The organism is Mycolicibacterium brisbanense (assembly GCF_001570425.1).
In the GTDB taxonomy this organism is placed as follows: Bacteria; Actinomycetota; Actinomycetes; order Mycobacteriales; family Mycobacteriaceae; genus Mycobacterium; species Mycobacterium brisbanense.
In genome coordinates this window covers 122,591-138,125 of the sequence record NZ_BCSX01000019.1, presented here as the reverse complement: position 1 = coordinate 138,125, position 15,535 = coordinate 122,591, and the positions used below count along the sequence as shown (strand labels likewise).

Here is a 15,535-nt window from a genome sequence, read left to right as displayed (position 1 = left end):
CTAGCCTGCCGGTGCGATGTCGACGGGAATCCCGTTGAGCACCGCGGTTCCCGAGAGCGGGTCCAGATGCGTGCCGTCGTTGAGCTGGTTGACGTTCACGCCGCGGTCCGCGCTCCAGCCGTGCGGCAGCGAGACCACACCGCGGCGCATGCCGTCGGTCACCTCGATGGGGGCCAGCAGCTCACCGCCGGGGCCCTTGACGACGGCGATGTCGGTGAGCCCCAGATCGGCCGCGTCGTCGGGGTGGATCTGCAGCGTGCAGCGGTTGGAACCGCCCGACAGCGCGGGCAGGTTGTGCATCCAGCTGTTGTTGGACCGCAGATGCCGCCGCCCGATCAGCAGGAACCCGCCGGCCGTGCGGTGCAGCGCGTCGCGTAGCCGCGCCACGTCGGCGACGATCGGTTCCGGCGCGAGTTCGATACGGCCACTTGGGGTTCGCAGCACCTCGGGGATCCGCGGGCGCAGCGGGCCGAGGTCGATGCCGTGCGGATGAGCCTTGAGCCGCTCCAGTGTGAGCCCGTCGGGCTTGGCGCCGAACGCGTCGCCATACGGCCCGAGCCGCAGCATCATGTCCAGGCGGCGTTCGTAGCCCGGGCCCGGATACAGCATCGCGGTGAACTCGTCGACGTCGCGTCCCGCCACCGGCGAATCGGGGTCGGCGGTCTCCTTCGCAAGCGTCGTCGCGATCACCTGCGCGTCGACGAGTCCTGGATCTGCTTGTGCACCAAGGCCATACAAGATGAGCGCGAGCCGGGACAGGATCTCGGGCTCGGAGGGCCTGCCGTCGAGCGGCAGAGCGGGCGACGAGTAGCGCACGTTGTTGCGCACGGCGAGGTTGTTCAGCGCGACGTCGAAGTGGGCGCTCTGCGCCGGGGGCGGCGGCGGCAGGACGACGTCGGCGTGCCGCGTGGTCTCGTTGAGATAGGGGTCGACGGAAAGCATGAATTCAACGCTGTCCAAAGCCTTTTCGAGTCGCTCGCCGTCGGGCGCGGAGAGCACGGGGTTCCCGGCGACGGTGATCATGGCTTTGATCTGCCCCTCGCCCGCGGTGTCGATCTCCTCGGCGAGCGCGGCGGCGGGCAGCTCGGAGAGCGCCTCTGGATAGCCGGATACGCGGCTGGCCCACCTCCCGGTCTTGAACCCGCGGCCCGGTTTCGGCGGCCGCGGCGCCGGGGCCGTCGCGCCGAGCGGGAACATCACGCCGCCCGGACGGTCGAGATTGCCGGTGAGGACGTTGACGACGTCGACGAGCCAGCTGCCGATCGTGCCGAACTCGACGGTCGACGTGCCGATCCGGCCGTACACGGCGGCGGTCGGGGCGGCTGCGAGCTCGCGGGCCAGGGTGCGGATCTCCGCCGCGGGCACACCGCATGCCTGCTCGACGGCCTCCGGTGAGAATTCCCCGGCCAGCGCACGGACCTGCTCGACGCCGTTGACGTGCTCGGCAAGGTCGCCGAGACCGACGAGGTCCTCGTCGAACAGCACATGCACGATCGCGAACAGCAGCGCGGCGTCCGTGCCGGGTCGCGGGGCCAGATGTCGGTCGGCGAGCTTGGCCGTCTGCGTGCGCGCGGGGTCGATGACGACGAGCCTGCCTCCGCGTTTGCGCAGTGCCCGCAACTTGCCGGGGAAGTCGGCGGCGGTGGCCAGGCTGCCGTTGGACACCAGGGGGTTGGCGCCGATGATGACCAGATAGTCGGTGCGGTCGAGATCGGGCACCGTGAACGCGACCGGGCTGCCGAACATCAGGCCCAGCGAGACGTGTTTGGGCATCTGGTCCAGCGTGCTGGCGCTGAACACCTGGCGGGTGCCCAGACCCCGGATGATCAGTGGCGCGTAGAGACTGCCCGCGATGGTGTGGGCGTTCGGGTTGCCCAGATACACCCCGACAGCCGATCCGCCGTGCTGGCCGATCACCGCGCCGAGCCGGTCGGCGACGACGGCGTACGCCTCGTCCCACGTGGTCTCGGTCAGGACGCCATCGCGGCGCACCAGCGGGCGCGTCAGCCGGTCGGGATCGTTGTCCAGCTGCCCGAAGCTCGCACCCTTGGGGCAGATGAACCCGGCACTGAACACGTCGTCGCGGTCACCGCGGGCACCGGTCACCCGGCCGTCGGAAATGGTGAGGGTGAGGCCACACGTGGCCTCACAGAAGGGGCAGATCCGCAGGGCAGTGCTCGTGTCGGCCATGCGTGCGATTCTGCGCCGCGCCGTGCCTTTTCGTAAGCCTCCGGCCTTAGTGCTGCTCGTAGACCTTCGGTTCGAGGGTGCCGATGTAGGGCAGGTCCCGGTAGCGCTCGGCGAAGTCCAGGCCGTACCCGACGACGAACTCGTTGGGGATGTCGAAGCCCACATAGGCGACGTCGAGCTCGGTCTTGACGGCCTCGGGTTTGCGCAGCAGCGTGCACACCCGCAACGAGCGCGGATGGCGGGTGGCCAGGTTGCGCAGCAGCCACGACAGCGTGAGCCCGGAGTCGATGATGTCCTCGACGATCAGCACGTCACGGTCGTTGATGTCGCGGTCGAGGTCCTTGAGGATGCGCACCACACCCGACGACGAGGTGGATGAGCCGTAGGAGCTGACCGCCATGAACTCCAGCTGGGTGGGCAGCGGGATGGAGCGGGCCAGATCGGTGACGAACATGACCGCGCCCTTGAGCACGGTCACCAGCAGCAGGTCGTCGCTGCCGAGGTTGTCGCGATACTCCTCGGCGATCATCTCGGCCAGTTCGGCAGTGCGGGTCCGGATCTGCTCCTCGGACAACAGCACCGATTTGATGTCTCCTGCATACAGTTCGGCAGAGTCGACGGCCACGGGGAACAGCCTAGCTACACGGGTTCGATGTGTAGCCTCAGCACCCCGCCGTGGCGGCCGGCGATCAACCTTTGACGGCGCAGCGCCGAGCCCACAGCCACTCCCCCCTGCCCGCGCCACGCGGTGACCAACCGGTTCGCCGCGCGGATCTGGGTGTCGGTGAGCCCGCTGGCCCCGCCCGCCATCAGCCACCCGCGGATGACGCGGCGGCGCAGCGCGTCGGGCAGCGCGGCCAGGCGCGCGGTGTCCAGGCCGCCATCGCCGGTGGCGGCGTCGTCGAGCGCACGCTTGGACAGTTCGTCGAGCGCATCGGAGTCCTCGCGCAGCGCCCGGGCCGTGCGGCCGAGCGCCTCGGCCACCCCGCCGCCGAGCACATCCTCGAGCACCGGCATGACCTCGTGGCGCAACCGCGACCGGGTGAACCGCGCATCGCTGTTGTGCGGGTCGTGCCATGGCGTGAGCCCGAGTTCGTCGCATGCCGCGTGGGTCAGCGCGCGGCGAACCTCCAGCAGGGGCCGATGCCACGGCGGATCGTGTGGCCGCATCCCGGCGATCGACCGTGGTCCCGAACCTCGGCCCAGACCGAGCAGCACCGTCTCGGCTTGATCGTCGAGAGTGTGGCCGAGCAGCACCGGCGCGCCGGCGCGGGCGGTGTCCAGCGCGGCGTAGCGCGCGGTCCGCGCTGCCGCCTCAGGCCCACCCTCAGTACCCACCTGGACTGAAATCACCTGTGCCGCACGGCAACCAAGCCGCAGTGCCTGTTCCCGCGCCGCCTCGGCCACCGCTGCCGATCCGGCCTGCAGGCCGTGGTCGACGATCAGCGCCGTCGTGGGCCGCTGCGCCGCCGCAATCGCGGTGAGCGCCAACGAGTCCGGGCCACCGGAGAGGGCCACACACCAGTGGTCGCCGTCGATGTGCGCGCCAGCCGTGGCCACCGCACGCCGCAGCGCAGCTACAGCACTCGATCGATCCATCGCTGCGGTTCGTCGATCTCTGTTGGCAGCGGCAGGGTTTCGGCGCTCGACCAGACGGTGTTGAACCGGGCCATACCGACAGCGGACACCACGTGATCGACGAACGCCTTGCCGCGGGTGTACTGGCTGAGTTTGGCGTCGAAGCCGAGCAACGCCCGCACCAGCCGCTGCACGGGTGGCTGCTTGCGTTGCCTGCGCTCATCGAAGCGGCGCCGGATGATGTTGACCGACGGCACCACGGCCGGGCCCACAGCGTCCATGACGTGATCGGCGTGACCCTCCAGCAGCGTGCCGAGCACCAGCAGCTGATCGAGCGCCTTACGCTGTGGTTCGGCCTGCACGGCCCGCACCAGCCCGAGCACGCCCGTCGAACCCGGTTCGGGCGCAACGCCGTTGCGTTGGTTGCGCACGTAGGTGGCCAGCCGCCCCGCCACCGCGGCCACATCGTCGCCGGCATCCTGGGTCAGCACTGCCAGCGCATCGGACATGTGCGTGGTCAGCCACGGGTTGGCCCGGAACTGCACGCGGTGCGTGACCTCGTGCAGGCACACCCACAGCCGGAAATCCGCTGGAGTGACCCGCAATTCGCGTTCCACGGCGATCACGTTGGGGTACACCAGCAGTAGTTCGCCACCATCGGGCGCGAACGGGTCGTACTGGCCGAGAATGCCCGACGAGATGAACGCCAGCACCGCGCCGGTCTGCGCGCCCGTGACGCGGCCGGTGATGAAGCCCGGCTTGTGATCCTTGTCGTCGGCACCGCCGGTCATCACCCGCATCGAACGCGTCGCCGCGCGGATCCAGTCGGGGCGGTCGACGACGCGGGCTTCGGGCACCTCCGCACCCTCGTTGAGCTGGGTGACCTCGCGCACCGGCATCTCGGCGGAGCGTGCGCTCTCGTAGAGCTGGTCGATCGCGACGCTGCGCGTGTAATCGGTGAACGCCGGGGCCGGGCGGGCCAGCTTGGCGCCGACCGTCGCGGCGAACTCCCAGTCGACAGCGCGGCCCGCGGTCAGCGCCGAGGGGCGGCTCATGCGCCGCACCCGCAGGAGCGCAGCACGGCCGCCACCGCGTCGATGGCGGTGCGGCCGGTGGCTCCGGCGTTGTTGGACAGCAATGCGAACGTCAGCACCCGGCCGCTGGCGTCGGTGACGATCCCGGCCAGCGCGTTGGTGCCGGTGAGTGAGCCGGTTTTGGCGCGCAGCCAACCGGCTGCCGCCCGCCCGGAATCGGTGTCGAGGTAGCGGTTGGACAGTGTGCCGCTGCCACCGGCCACGGGCAGCAGGTCGACCAGTGGCCGCAGCTTGGGTTCGGTGGTGCCCGAGGCAGCGGTGACCACGCCGTCGAGTGTTCTCGCCGTCAGCCGGTCGAACACCGACAAACCGCTCGAGTCGACGAGCTTGGCGCCGCTGGTGTCGATACCGACGCTCTGCAGCTGCCCGAGCACGGACTGCACGCCGCCGTCGAAGCTCTGCGAGTGGTTCAGCTGATCGGCGACCTCGCGCGCGATGGATTCGGCCATCACGTTGTCCGACTCGTTCATCATCTGGCGCAGCCGCTCGATCAGCGGGGCCGACTGCACCTGGGCGATCTGCCTGCCGCCGAACTGCGCCAGCCGGGTGGCCGACACCGTCACGGTCGAGGGATCGACCTTGAGCGCGACGGCCAGCGCCTTGCCGGCCTCCAGAGCCGGGGTGGTGGTGCGCCGGGAGTCGACCGTGGCCGGCTGGATGCGGCCGCAGTCGAGCATCACGGGTTCCATCGGCGCGATGTCACCGCCGCCGATGTCGGCGGGATCCCAGCCCGGAGCCATGGTGGGCCCCGTGTAGGCGCTGGTGTCGACCGCCACGGCGGTGACCCGCACACCGCTCTGCCGGATCTGATCGGCCAGGTCGCTGATGCGGGCGGCGCCCTTGTACCAGGTGTCGGTACCGGCCGGGGCGTCCGAAAGCGTGGTGTCACCGCCGCCTTTGAGCACCACCAGACCGGGCTGTTGATCGGAGGCCACGACGGTGGTGGTCAGCCGGGCACCACGGTCCAGCGTGAGCAGCGCCGCCGCCGTGGTGAGCACCTTGTTGACCGACGCCGGTTGCATCGGGGTGTCGGCGTCCTGCTCCCACAGCTGGGCGCCCGTGGCGGCGTCCGTCACGCGGCCGGTGATCTCGCCGAGGTCGGGGTTGGCAAGAGCAGGTGCCAGCGCGGCGGCCAGACCACCGACCGTGGGGGTCGGCGCCGACATGTCGACGGGGGTGACCTCGGGACTGGCCGTCGCCGCGGGGGGCGCAGGTTTGGTCGCGGCGGCGTCGCTGGACTGCCGGCCCGTCAGAACGGCGGCGACAGCAACCACGGCGGCAACCAGCGCCAGAACCACGACGCCCACAACCACGTGGGTGGAACGCCGCCACCGAGTGGGCCGCATAGTTCTCCTGCTCATTCATCGACGGGGACCAGGCACCCCGCTGCGCCAGCCTATCGCTGGATTAGGGTTGACCCGCGTCGTCGCCCGACGACCCATGCCTTATCCGCAGATGCGAAGGAGCCACGACGGTGGAGTTCGACGTCGTCATCGAGATCCCGAAGGGTTCACGCAACAAGTACGAGGTTGACCACGAGACGGGCCGGGTCAAGCTCGACCGCTACCTGTTCACGCCGATGGGTTACCCCGCCGACTACGGCTTCTTCGAGAACACCCTCGGTGAAGACGGCGACCCGCTGGACGCGCTGGTGCTGCTGACCGAATCGGTGTTCCCCGGCTGCATCGTCGAAGCTCGACCGGTCGCGATGTTCAAGATGACCGACGAGGCCGGCGGCGACGACAAGCTGCTGTGTGTCCCGGCCGGCGACCCGCGCTGGGACCATATCCAGGACGTCGGCGACGTGTCGCAGTTCGAACTCGACGCCATCAAGCACTTCTTCGTGCACTACAAGGACCTGGAGCCGGGCAAGTTCGTCAAGGCCGCCGACTGGGCCGGCCGCGAGGAGGCCGAGGCCGAGCTGCAGCGTTCGATTGAGCGGTTCAAGGCCGAGGGCCACTGAGGACGACGATCAAGCGGCGAGGCACGAGCCGCGTTGAGGAGTCCGAACCACCAGCACTAACTACCGACGATCCGGGCTGATTTAGCGTCGCTGTAACACGGGGTAATACCGCCGTACTCTGCGCCTTCGATGATGGTCGTGTGTTGATGCATCAGGGCATGGGGCTTGACGCGTACAACGCATTGCCGATGCGGCGCGCGGTGCACGCGGTCTACGAATGTTGCTACAGCGTGCTGATGTCCGCCGACCTGGCCCGGTCGCGGCCGTACGCCGACCACGAGAGCCTGTTCCGGCAGGCCGACGCACTGTTGTTCAGCCTGGGCGAGGATTCCATCGACGCCGTGCTGCAGGCCTATCCGTTGATCGGGTGCCGCTGGCCCGATCTGCCCGATGTGACGGCGCGGTTCGACGACGCCTTGGTCCGCTATCGGGAGCGGTTCGGTTTCGGTTTCGTCATGTGCACACCGACATGCGATCCGACCGAGGTGCTCGACTGCATCGATGGTCGGCTCCACAACGACACCGAAACCGAACGCAAAGTGGTCCGCAACGAACTGGCCCGTATCAACCGGGTCCGGCTGGAACGGATGCTGGGCCCCGAGGGCGGGTTCTACAACTGGTAGCCGGGCTTTCGGTGGGCGGCTATTCGGGCCAGCCGTTGTCGAGGATGATCTGGACGAAGTCGTCGCGGACGAACGAATCGTCGTAGTGCGCAAGCACATCGGCGTTGACGTTGCCGAACGTGCTGCGCGGCCGGTGCTTGTTGCCGTCGGTGAAGGCCTGCAGGATCCGGCGTTTGAAATCGGGCCGCGGGTGCGCGGCGGTGACGGCGGCCAGCGCCTCGGGTGACAGGTCGTCGCGGCCGATCCCCAGCACGTCGGTCTCGACACCTGCTGTCACCAGGGCGATTTCGGGTTCGAGGAACTCGGGCACCCCCGGCGTGGTGTGCAATGCGATGCCCAGCCACACCTTGCGCGCGTCGGCCTCGTCGACACCGCGCGCCAGCAGGAACTCCTGGGCCGCGTTGGCGCCGTCGACCTCGAACCGCAACTGCGAGTCGCGATAGCGCTCGGTGAGCCCGATGTCGTGGAACATCGCGCCGACATAGAGCAATTCGAGGTCGGGCTGCAACCCGCGGCGGCGGCCCTGCAGTGCACCGAACAGGAACACCCGGCGCGAATGATCGAACAGCAGATCGCTCTCCGCGTCGCGGATGTATTCGGTGACGTCCCGCACCAGCTCGGTGTCGGGAATGACGATGTCGGCGATGGATTCGATGGATGTATTGGTCATGCAGCAAGTCTGCGGACGAAGCAGGCGATCGACCCGTGTCCTTTCGGCCACGAATCACACAGTTTGCGACATGGGCGGGAACGGCACCGGGTAGGGCTCGCTGAAGTCGGCGGACCGGCTGACCGCACGCCACTTGTCGTCGTCGGCGAGCAGTTGCCGATCGAGGGCGATCGAGCCTTCCGCGGCATTGACCCCGAGCGGCAGGTGGTACGGAATATCGTCGCGCCGAGTCATTTTCACCAGAATCTCGGCGGCGCGCACCGGATCACCCGCCGCAATGGCCCCGGACTGGCCTGCCGCGAATCGCATGGCACCGACAGTCTCGGCATACGCGTCGGGAAACTCGTGGACCGTCATCGAAGCCCCGGCCCAGTCGGTGCGGAACCCACTCGGCTCGACGACCAGCACCCGTACGCCGAACGGAGCGGTCTCGCCCTGCAACACCCGGGAAAATCCGTCGATCGCGAACTTGGCGGCCTGATACGACGCCAGGCCGGGTGATCCGCCGACCCGACCGCCCATCGACGAGAACTGGATGACAAGGCCTCCCTGCTGGTCCCGCAGGATCGGGATGGCCGCCTTGGACACGTTGTAGACGCCCCAGAAGTTGGTTTCGAACTGCTCGCGGAAGTCGGCGTCGTCGGTGGTCTCGATGGGTGACACGTTCGCGTATCCGGCGTTGTTGACGATCACGTCGAGGCGGCCGAACCGGTCGCGGGCCGCGGCCAGCGCCGCAGCAGCGGCAGCGGGGTCGGTGACGTCGAGCGCGAGCGGATAGACCCGCTCGCCGAACTCCTCGACAAGGTCGGCGAGTTGCTCGGGCCTGCGGGCGGTGGCTGCCACGCGATCACCCTCCTGCAGTGCCGCACGAACCAGGGCGCGGCCAAGGCCGCGGGACGAACCGGTGACGAACCAGACTTTGCTCATGTAGTTAGTACAACACCGTTTCGTTAATAATGCAACAGTGTTGCGCTAAACTCACTACGTGCCGACCCCCGACTTCCAGCGCGCCCGCAGTTCCGCGGCCAAACAGGCCCGTGAAGAGGCGATCCTCGAGTCCGCCCGGCGGTTGGGCTCCGACCTGGGCATCCGGCAGATCACCCTCACCGACATCGCCACAGCGGTCGGCATGCACAAGTCCGCGATGCTGCGGTATTTCGAGACGCGCGAGGAGATCTTCTTGCGACTCACCGCCGACGGCTGGCGGGAATGGTCGGCCGCGCTGCGTGCACGCCTGGACGCGGCCGACGAGATGTCGCCCGCCGCAGTCGGTTCCACGTTCGCCGCGACGCTCGCCGAGCGCGGGATGTTCTGCGATCTGCTCGCCCAGGCGCCGATGAATCTCGAGCGCAATGTCTCCGTCGACGCGGTGCGGACATTCAAGCTCGCGACGCTCACGGAGGTCGACGCGATCGTCGCCGCGACACGCAGGCTGCTGCCGGCGTTGACCGAGGAAGACGGCGTCGACCTGGTGGCCGCAGCCACATCGCTGTCGGGCGCGTTCTGGCAGATGGCCACACCCGGCCCGGAGATCGCCGAGCTCTACCGCAGCGAACCCGGCCTTGCGCACGCGGTCGTCGACGTCGAATCACGCGTCGCGCGAATACTATCGGCGATGCTCACCGGAATCGTCGCCCAGCGCTGAGGCTATGAGGCCCTGGCCTGAGACCGGGAGGCCAGCAGGCGCTGCACATCGACGCCGACGGCCCGCAGATCCTGGCCCGGCGCGGCCGCGACCAGCGTCACCCCGTCGGCAACACCCGCGGCTTCGATGTCGGCGATCAGCCCCGCCAGCCCCAGTACCGTACCGACGTAACGCACGTTGGAGTCGTCCGTCGCCACCTGCAGCGCGCGCCGGGCCGACCGGAAATCAGCGCCGACCGCCACCGTGACGTCCAGGATCACCGCCACGTCCCCGTCGACGCCTGCCCGGATCCGGCGGGCCCGCGCCAGGTCAGGCGCCGAGATCCGCACCACCGGCTCGTCGCCGTCGGTCAATTCGGTCCAGTCATCGGTATCCGCCACGAAGATCCGCACGGACTCGACGCTACGGACGCCGGACACGCAGCCGAAGGGTTGTACTCAGGGCGAATACAAGGAAATGACCACCATCAGGTGTGAGTTCGCCCCGTTGTGGGTATGCGGGGCGCGGCGGCGGCGATGCCGCTTGTCCTTGTACTGTCGCCATAGGCGCACGAACACGTCGGAGGTGACCCTATGACCAGCCAGCCAATCCCCACCGAGGGCCCGAACGCGACCGCAGCGGCGGTCAACTGCGCAGTCGAAGAACGCCGCGACGGTGAGGTCAGCGTCGTGGTGGTATCGGGCACGGTGGACATGCTGACTGCACCCCGGCTCGAGGAGGCCATTCGCTCTGCCACGAAGAGCTCACCGTCGGCATTGGTGGTCGACATGAGCGGCGTCGATTTCCTCGCGTCCGCGGGTATGGGTGTGCTCGTCGCCTCACACAACGCACTGCAGCCCGCGGTGCGGTTCGCAGTGGTGGCCGACGGTCCGGCCACCAGCCGGCCTCTCAAGCTCGTCGGCATCGACGACGTCGTCGAGTTGTTCGCAACCCTCGACGACGCATTGGCCGCGGTGAGGAATTAAACGAGACTCACGTTGCCATGTCAGACCAACAACAGCCAGCGTGCTTCACGAAGGTTGATGTCGCTGCCGTCCCAGAAGCGGCTGCCCAGGTTCGGCATGAGTTCTCGGACTGGCTGCACAGCCATCTCATGCTCGACTCGGTCAAGGCCAGCGACGTGCTCTTGGCAGTCAACGAAGCACTCGCCAATGTCGCCGAATTCGCCTACGTGAGCTCGCCGCAGCCGGGCGTCATGCATCTGCGCGCGGACTACGATCCGACCGCGGCGGTTCTCACCGTCACCGTCGCCGACCAAGGCAGCTGGCGGTCGGCCCGGCCACCGGCGAACAACCCCGCGCGCGGCCGCGGCATACCTCTCATGCGCGCGCTCAGCGATCACACGATCATCGACTCGTCACCGGTGGGCACGGAGGTGCGGCTGCAGTGGGACCACATCTCCGGCCCGTTGTGACCGGTCAGGACTGCGGCAGTCGCACGACCTGAACGAAGAACTCGTCGATCTGCCGAACTGCATTCATGAACTGGTCCAGGTCAACGGGTTTGGTGACGTAGGCGTTGGCGTGCAGCTTGTAGCTGCGCAGAATGTCTTCTTCGGCCGACGAGGTGGTGAGGACGACGACGGGGATGTGGCAGAGGTCTGCGTCGGACTTGACCTTCTCCAAGAGCTGGCGGCCATCGTATTTGGGCAGGTTGAGGTCGAGCAGGATGAGGTCGGGTGTCGGGGCGTGCTCGAACGCCCCCCGGCGGTACAGAAAGTCCAGCCCTTCCTCACCGTCGCGGGCGACGTAGAGATTGTTCTCGATTTTGTTGTGCTCGAACGCTTCCCGGGTGATGAGCTCGTCACCGGGATCATCCTCGACCAGCAGGATGTCGATCGCACGGGCCTCCGCGCCTGATGTCATTCAGAACTTCCTTCCATTCGGGGCAGGGTGAAATTGATCCGGGTCCCGCCCGAATACGACGTGTCTATCCAGATGTTGCCGCCGTGGTATTCGACGATCTTCTTGCACAGCGCAAGCCCGATACCCGTTCCGCCGTAAGCGTCTCGGCCGTGCAACCGCTGGAAGATCACGAAGACCTTGTCGGCGAATTCTTCACCGATTCCGATGCCGTTGTCCGACACGGTGAACAGCCAGGCCTCGCCGTCGGGCCGATACTCGATCGCGACGTGTGGCGCGAAGCCATCCCGCCTGAACTTCACCGCGTTTCCGATCAGGTTCTGCCACACCATCGTAAGCAGGGTCGGGTCACCGTCGACTTGCGGCAGCGGTTCGGACGGGAGCACGATGTCGGCGCCCGACTCCTCCACGGAAGTCGACAGATTGGTCAGCGCGGACGCCAGCGTCGCGCCGAGATCCACCTCTGCGCGGGTCGCGCCCAGCCGCCCGACCCGGGAAAAGGTCAACAGATCGTTGATCAGCACCTGCATGCGCTTGGCCCCGTCGACCGCGAAACCGATGTACTCGACTCCGCGCTCGTCGAGCTTGTCGCCGTACCGCCTCTCCAACAACTGGCAGAACGAGGCCACCTTTCTCAGCGGCTCCTGCAGATCGTGCGACGCCACATAGGCGAACTGTTCGAGTTCGGCATTCGACCGCCTCAGCTCGTCGGCCTGCTCATCGAGGGACGCCTGCGCGGAGCGTGACGCGTCGAGCTCATCGACGATGCGCTGGCGCATGTCCTCGACGTCGACCGAGATGGCCCGAATGTCCTTGGGCCCCTTGGGGACGATGCGGTCGCCGAAGTTGCCCTGGGTGATCCTGCGGCACGCCGCCGCAAGCGCATCCAGCGGGCGTATCACCGCGCCACGCACCCAGACCGCGAGCAGCAGCGCGGTGACGATGAATGCGGCGATCACGGCGATCAGCATTCCGTCGCGCCAGGTTCGGCTGCGGTCCAGCTCATCGCGCGCAGCGTTCCTGAGCTGCTCGAGGTGCGCGTTCTGGGCGTCGAAAAGCACCCGCATACCGTCGAATTCGGCTTTCCCGCGGGCGGCGGTCTGCTCATCGACGACGGCGGGCCGGCCCGGCGTGACACTGACGATGAGCGGGGCGGCATAGGTGCTGCGCCACCTGTCCGCCGCCCGCGCAATCGCGTCGAGATCGGCCAGTTGTTGCTCGCGGTCGCCCACCAGCGACCGGATGTCGGCGGCGGCCGCGGTGGCGACGCTCTGTCCCTCGTCATAGGGCTGCAGGAACTGCCGGTCAGCCGCGATGGCGTAACCGCGGACCGCCGTTTCCTGATCGCGCAGAGCCGCCTGCAGCCGGTAGGCAGCCACGCGCGCGGGCTGAAGATGGTTGATCAGATCATCGGAGACCTGGTCGGTCCATCGGATCATCAGACCCCCGGCCACAGCGCCCGCGAGCACGATGCCGCCCATGGTCGCCAGCACGACGTTGAGCCAGCCCTGGACGGTGAGCTTCATCGGGGAGACCGCTCCACCCGGATCACCGCGATGTCATCGGTGAGGCCGCCATGCGGTTGAGCGTAGGTCTCGGCCTGGCCGATCAGGGCGTCGACGAACTCCCGCCCGGGCAACCCGGCCAGCGTTCGAGCCACCCTGAGCAGGCCGGCTTCGCCGAGGCGTTCGTCGCCGGGGCCCGCATGCCCCTCGAACAAGCCGTCGGTGAGCAGCAGCAGGCCCTGCCCTTCTGACAGCTGCAGTTGGTTGACGGGCCACTCCTCGGCACCGAGGCCCAGGGCGGGGCCGGCCGGCGGCTCGATCCATTCCACGGAGTTTCTGTTGTGGCCGAGCATTCCCGGATGCCCTGCCCGCACCGCCGCGTAGCGACCGCTGTCAGGATCGATCGCCAAGCTCAGCAGCGTTGCGAACACCCCGGTCCCGGGGCGTTCGGTGGTCAGAATCCGGTCCAGCTGGCGCATCCGCTCGTTGCCCCGCAACCCCGCGAACGTCAGCGCGCGCCAGCCGATGCGCAGCGCCACTCCCAGTGCCGCGGCATCCGGGCCGTGGCCGGCGACATCCCCGATCATCACGTGAACCGTGCGGTCGTTGGTCTGGACCACATCGTAGAAATCCCCGCCGATCAGGGCGTCCTGGCGGCTGGGCAGGGACTGCGTGATGATCTCGACGCCCGGGTCACCGAGCAGCAACGGGGACGGGAGCAGCCCGCGCTCGAGCCGTGCGTTCTCCTGCGCGCGTAGATGGCTGGCGTGCAGGGCGACGGCGGTGAGTTCGGCACGCTTGCGCTCGATGGCGTACCGCACCGCGCGCACCAGCACCTCCGGCTCCACCCGGCCCTTGACCAGGTAGTCCTGCGCGCCGGACGCCACCGCCGACACCCCGAAATGCTCGTCGTGCAAACCCGTCAGCACCACGATCGGGATGGCGGCATCCACCTTGGCCAACCGGTGCAAGGCATCGATCCCGATGGCGTCGGGCAGATTCAGGTCGAGGAGCACACAGTGCGGGCGATCGGCGGACAGTGCCTGCTCGGCGTCGGAAAGCGATTGCGCCCAACGGAACTCGATGTCAGCGTCGGCGTCGGCGATCAGCTCCTCGACCAGCAGAGCATCAGCTCGGTCGTCCTCGACGAGGAGCAGCGACAACCGCCGCTCATTACCTGCAGGCACCGTCGGTGCGCGCATGGGCCATCACATCCTTAATGTAATGAGGTCACCCAGGTCGCGCCGACCATTTGCTTTAGTGACAACTCCTCGACACTACCGGGCGTCACGCACCCGGGTCTTGTAGAGGCTGGCTGCCGTGGTGATGGCCAGGGTCACTACGATCACGCCGAGACTGACCAGCGTGGGAATGTCCGGCACCGGCACGGGCTCGCCACCGTTGATGAACGGCAACTCGTTCTCGTGCAGGGCGTGCAGCACGAGCTTCACGCCGATGAAGAACAGGATGATGGCCAAGCCCTGGGACAGGTACACCAGGCGCTTGAGCAGATCGCCCAGCAGGAAGTACAGCTGGCGCAAGCCCATCAAGGCGAACACGTTCGCGGTGAACACCAGGTAGGGCTGTTGGGTGAGACCGTAGATCGCGGGAATCGAATCCAGCGCGAACAGCAGGTCGGTGGTGCCCAGCGCGACGATCACCAGGAACATCGGCGTCATCAACCTCGCGCCGTCGTCTTTGACCCACAGCCGCAAGCCGTCCCAGCGATCCGTGGTCCGCAGGTGCCGCTGTGCGAACCGCACCACGAAGTTGTCGGCGTCGTCGTCGTGCTCGGTGTCGCGCACCAGGTTGATCGCGGTGTACAGCAGGAACGCCCCGAAGATGTAGAAAACCCAGGAGAACTGCTCGATGGCCACCGCACCGAGCGCGATGAAGACGCCGCGGAAGATCAGCGCCAAGATGATCCCGACGAGCAATGCCTGTTGCTGATAGATCCTGGGCACTTTGAAGCTGGCCATGATGATCAGGAAGATGAACAGGTTGTCCACCGACAGGCTGTACTCCGTGAGCCACCCGGCGAAGAACTCCAGCCCGAACTGGCTGCCGTGGAAGAACCACACCCACACGCCGAACGCCACTGCCAGACCGATGTAGATCGACAGATACGTCGCCGTTTCGCGGGTCGTCGGCTCGTGGGGCCTGCGGCCGATCACCACGACGTCGAACAAGAGCACAGCGATCGTCACGGTCAGCGTGACAATCCACTCGAGCTGGGTTACATGCATCAGGAATCCTCCGGCTGTCACAAAACGCCGGAGGTCTCTTCCACCCGCCTTACGGCCGGGCCCGCAGCACCGATCGGCTTCATGTCAGCCGATGTGATGACGACACTGCAGCGAAGGAATACTCCCCTCCGCCGACAAGTGTGCCACGCCGTGCGCTTC

17 protein-coding genes are annotated in these 15,535 nt (G+C 67.6%); 5 read left to right on the top strand and 12 right to left on the bottom strand.

All coding sequences use genetic code 11. The features are described from left to right. The 5 genes from RMCB_RS08630 to dacB are packed head-to-tail and all read right to left on the bottom strand — an operon-like array spanning position 1 to position 6,208. Entirely contained in the window at positions 1–2,190 is a 2,190-nt protein-coding gene (locus RMCB_RS08630; RefSeq protein WP_062828444.1) for a molybdopterin-dependent oxidoreductase, read from the bottom strand. Between the two features lie 46 nt (positions 2,191–2,236). Further along, the gene (hpt, locus tag RMCB_RS08625; protein WP_062828443.1) at positions 2,237–2,815 is read right to left on the bottom strand and encodes a hypoxanthine phosphoribosyltransferase; all 579 of its coding nucleotides are present in this window, start codon (positions 2,813–2,815) and stop codon (positions 2,237–2,239) included. Between the two features lie 14 nt (positions 2,816–2,829). Then, on the bottom strand, positions 2,830–3,789 hold the full coding sequence (gene tilS, locus RMCB_RS08620; protein ID WP_062828442.1) for a tRNA lysidine(34) synthetase TilS: 960 nt from the start codon (positions 3,787–3,789) through the stop codon (positions 2,830–2,832). Beyond that, positions 3,768–4,823 carry an Rv3626c family coenzyme F420 biosynthesis-associated protein gene (locus tag RMCB_RS08615; RefSeq protein WP_062828553.1) on the bottom strand — a complete coding sequence of 352 codons (1,056 nt, stop codon included), beginning with the start codon at positions 4,821–4,823 and terminating at the stop codon, positions 3,768–3,770. Before RMCB_RS08615 ends, tilS begins: the two co-directional genes overlap by 22 nt. After that, positions 4,820–6,208: a D-alanyl-D-alanine carboxypeptidase/D-alanyl-D-alanine endopeptidase gene (dacB, locus tag RMCB_RS08610; RefSeq protein ID WP_062828441.1), complete on the bottom strand. Its 1,389-nt coding sequence runs from the start codon at positions 6,206–6,208 to the stop codon at positions 4,820–4,822. The genes RMCB_RS08615 and dacB overlap by 4 nt, the downstream gene beginning before the upstream one ends. Before the next feature lie 128 nt (positions 6,209–6,336). On the opposite strand from dacB, the gene RMCB_RS08605 reads away from it, so the two are divergent. Both RMCB_RS08605 and RMCB_RS08600 read left to right on the top strand, forming a co-directional pair. Then, positions 6,337–6,825 (top strand): inorganic diphosphatase, encoded by a 489-nt coding sequence (locus tag RMCB_RS08605; protein WP_029369332.1) that lies wholly within the window; start codon positions 6,337–6,339, stop codon positions 6,823–6,825. Between the two features lie 146 nt (positions 6,826–6,971). After that, the gene (locus RMCB_RS08600; protein ID WP_062828440.1) at positions 6,972–7,448 is read left to right on the top strand and encodes a 2-oxo-4-hydroxy-4-carboxy-5-ureidoimidazoline decarboxylase; all 477 of its coding nucleotides are present in this window, start codon (positions 6,972–6,974) and stop codon (positions 7,446–7,448) included. Positions 7,449–7,467: 19 nt separating this feature from the next. On the opposite strand, the gene RMCB_RS08595 is transcribed toward RMCB_RS08600, so the two are convergent. Next, the gene (locus tag RMCB_RS08595) at positions 7,468–8,118 is read right to left on the bottom strand and encodes an HD domain-containing protein (RefSeq protein WP_062828439.1); all 651 of its coding nucleotides are present in this window, start codon (positions 8,116–8,118) and stop codon (positions 7,468–7,470) included. Between the two features lie 54 nt (positions 8,119–8,172). Further along, positions 8,173–9,045 (bottom strand): SDR family NAD(P)-dependent oxidoreductase, encoded by an 873-nt coding sequence (locus tag RMCB_RS08590; RefSeq protein WP_062828438.1) that lies wholly within the window; start codon positions 9,043–9,045, stop codon positions 8,173–8,175. A gap of 58 nt (positions 9,046–9,103) precedes the next feature. Here RMCB_RS08590 and RMCB_RS08585 point away from each other — a divergent pair, with 58 nt between their 5' ends. Beyond that, on the top strand, positions 9,104–9,763 hold the full coding sequence (locus RMCB_RS08585) for a TetR/AcrR family transcriptional regulator (protein WP_062828437.1): 660 nt from the start codon (positions 9,104–9,106) through the stop codon (positions 9,761–9,763). Between the two features lie 2 nt (positions 9,764–9,765). Here RMCB_RS08585 and RMCB_RS08580 read toward each other — a convergent pair whose 3' ends face one another. Continuing rightward, complete coding sequence (locus RMCB_RS08580; protein WP_234792050.1) at positions 9,766–10,155, bottom strand: hypothetical protein; 390 nt, start codon at positions 10,153–10,155, stop codon at positions 9,766–9,768. Positions 10,156–10,335: 180 nt separating this feature from the next. On the opposite strand from RMCB_RS08580, the gene RMCB_RS08575 reads away from it, so the two are divergent. Then, positions 10,336–10,728, top strand: a complete 393-nt coding sequence (locus RMCB_RS08575; protein ID WP_029369326.1) for an STAS domain-containing protein — start codon at positions 10,336–10,338, stop codon at positions 10,726–10,728. Between the two features lie 17 nt (positions 10,729–10,745). Beyond that, a complete protein-coding gene (locus tag RMCB_RS08570) occupies positions 10,746–11,177 on the top strand; it encodes an ATP-binding protein (RefSeq protein WP_029369325.1) in 432 nt (143 codons plus the stop codon). Positions 11,178–11,181: 4 nt separating this feature from the next. Here the strand turns inward: RMCB_RS08570 and RMCB_RS08565 are convergent, their stop codons facing one another. The 4 genes from RMCB_RS08565 to RMCB_RS08550 all read right to left on the bottom strand — a co-directional run bounded on the left by RMCB_RS08565 (position 11,182) and on the right by RMCB_RS08550 (position 15,376). Next, the gene (locus RMCB_RS08565; RefSeq protein ID WP_029369324.1) at positions 11,182–11,628 is read right to left on the bottom strand and encodes a response regulator; all 447 of its coding nucleotides are present in this window, start codon (positions 11,626–11,628) and stop codon (positions 11,182–11,184) included. Continuing rightward, entirely contained in the window at positions 11,625–13,151 is a 1,527-nt protein-coding gene (locus tag RMCB_RS08560) for a sensor histidine kinase (RefSeq protein ID WP_062828436.1), read from the bottom strand. Before RMCB_RS08560 ends, RMCB_RS08565 begins: the two co-directional genes overlap by 4 nt. Next, a complete protein-coding gene (locus RMCB_RS08555) occupies positions 13,148–14,332 on the bottom strand; it encodes a PP2C family protein-serine/threonine phosphatase (protein WP_062828435.1) in 1,185 nt (394 codons plus the stop codon). The genes RMCB_RS08560 and RMCB_RS08555 overlap by 4 nt, the downstream gene beginning before the upstream one ends. Positions 14,333–14,407: 75 nt before the next feature. Beyond that, entirely contained in the window at positions 14,408–15,376 is a 969-nt protein-coding gene (locus tag RMCB_RS08550) for a TerC family protein (RefSeq protein WP_029369321.1), read from the bottom strand. Positions 15,377–15,535 lie beyond the last annotated feature (159 nt).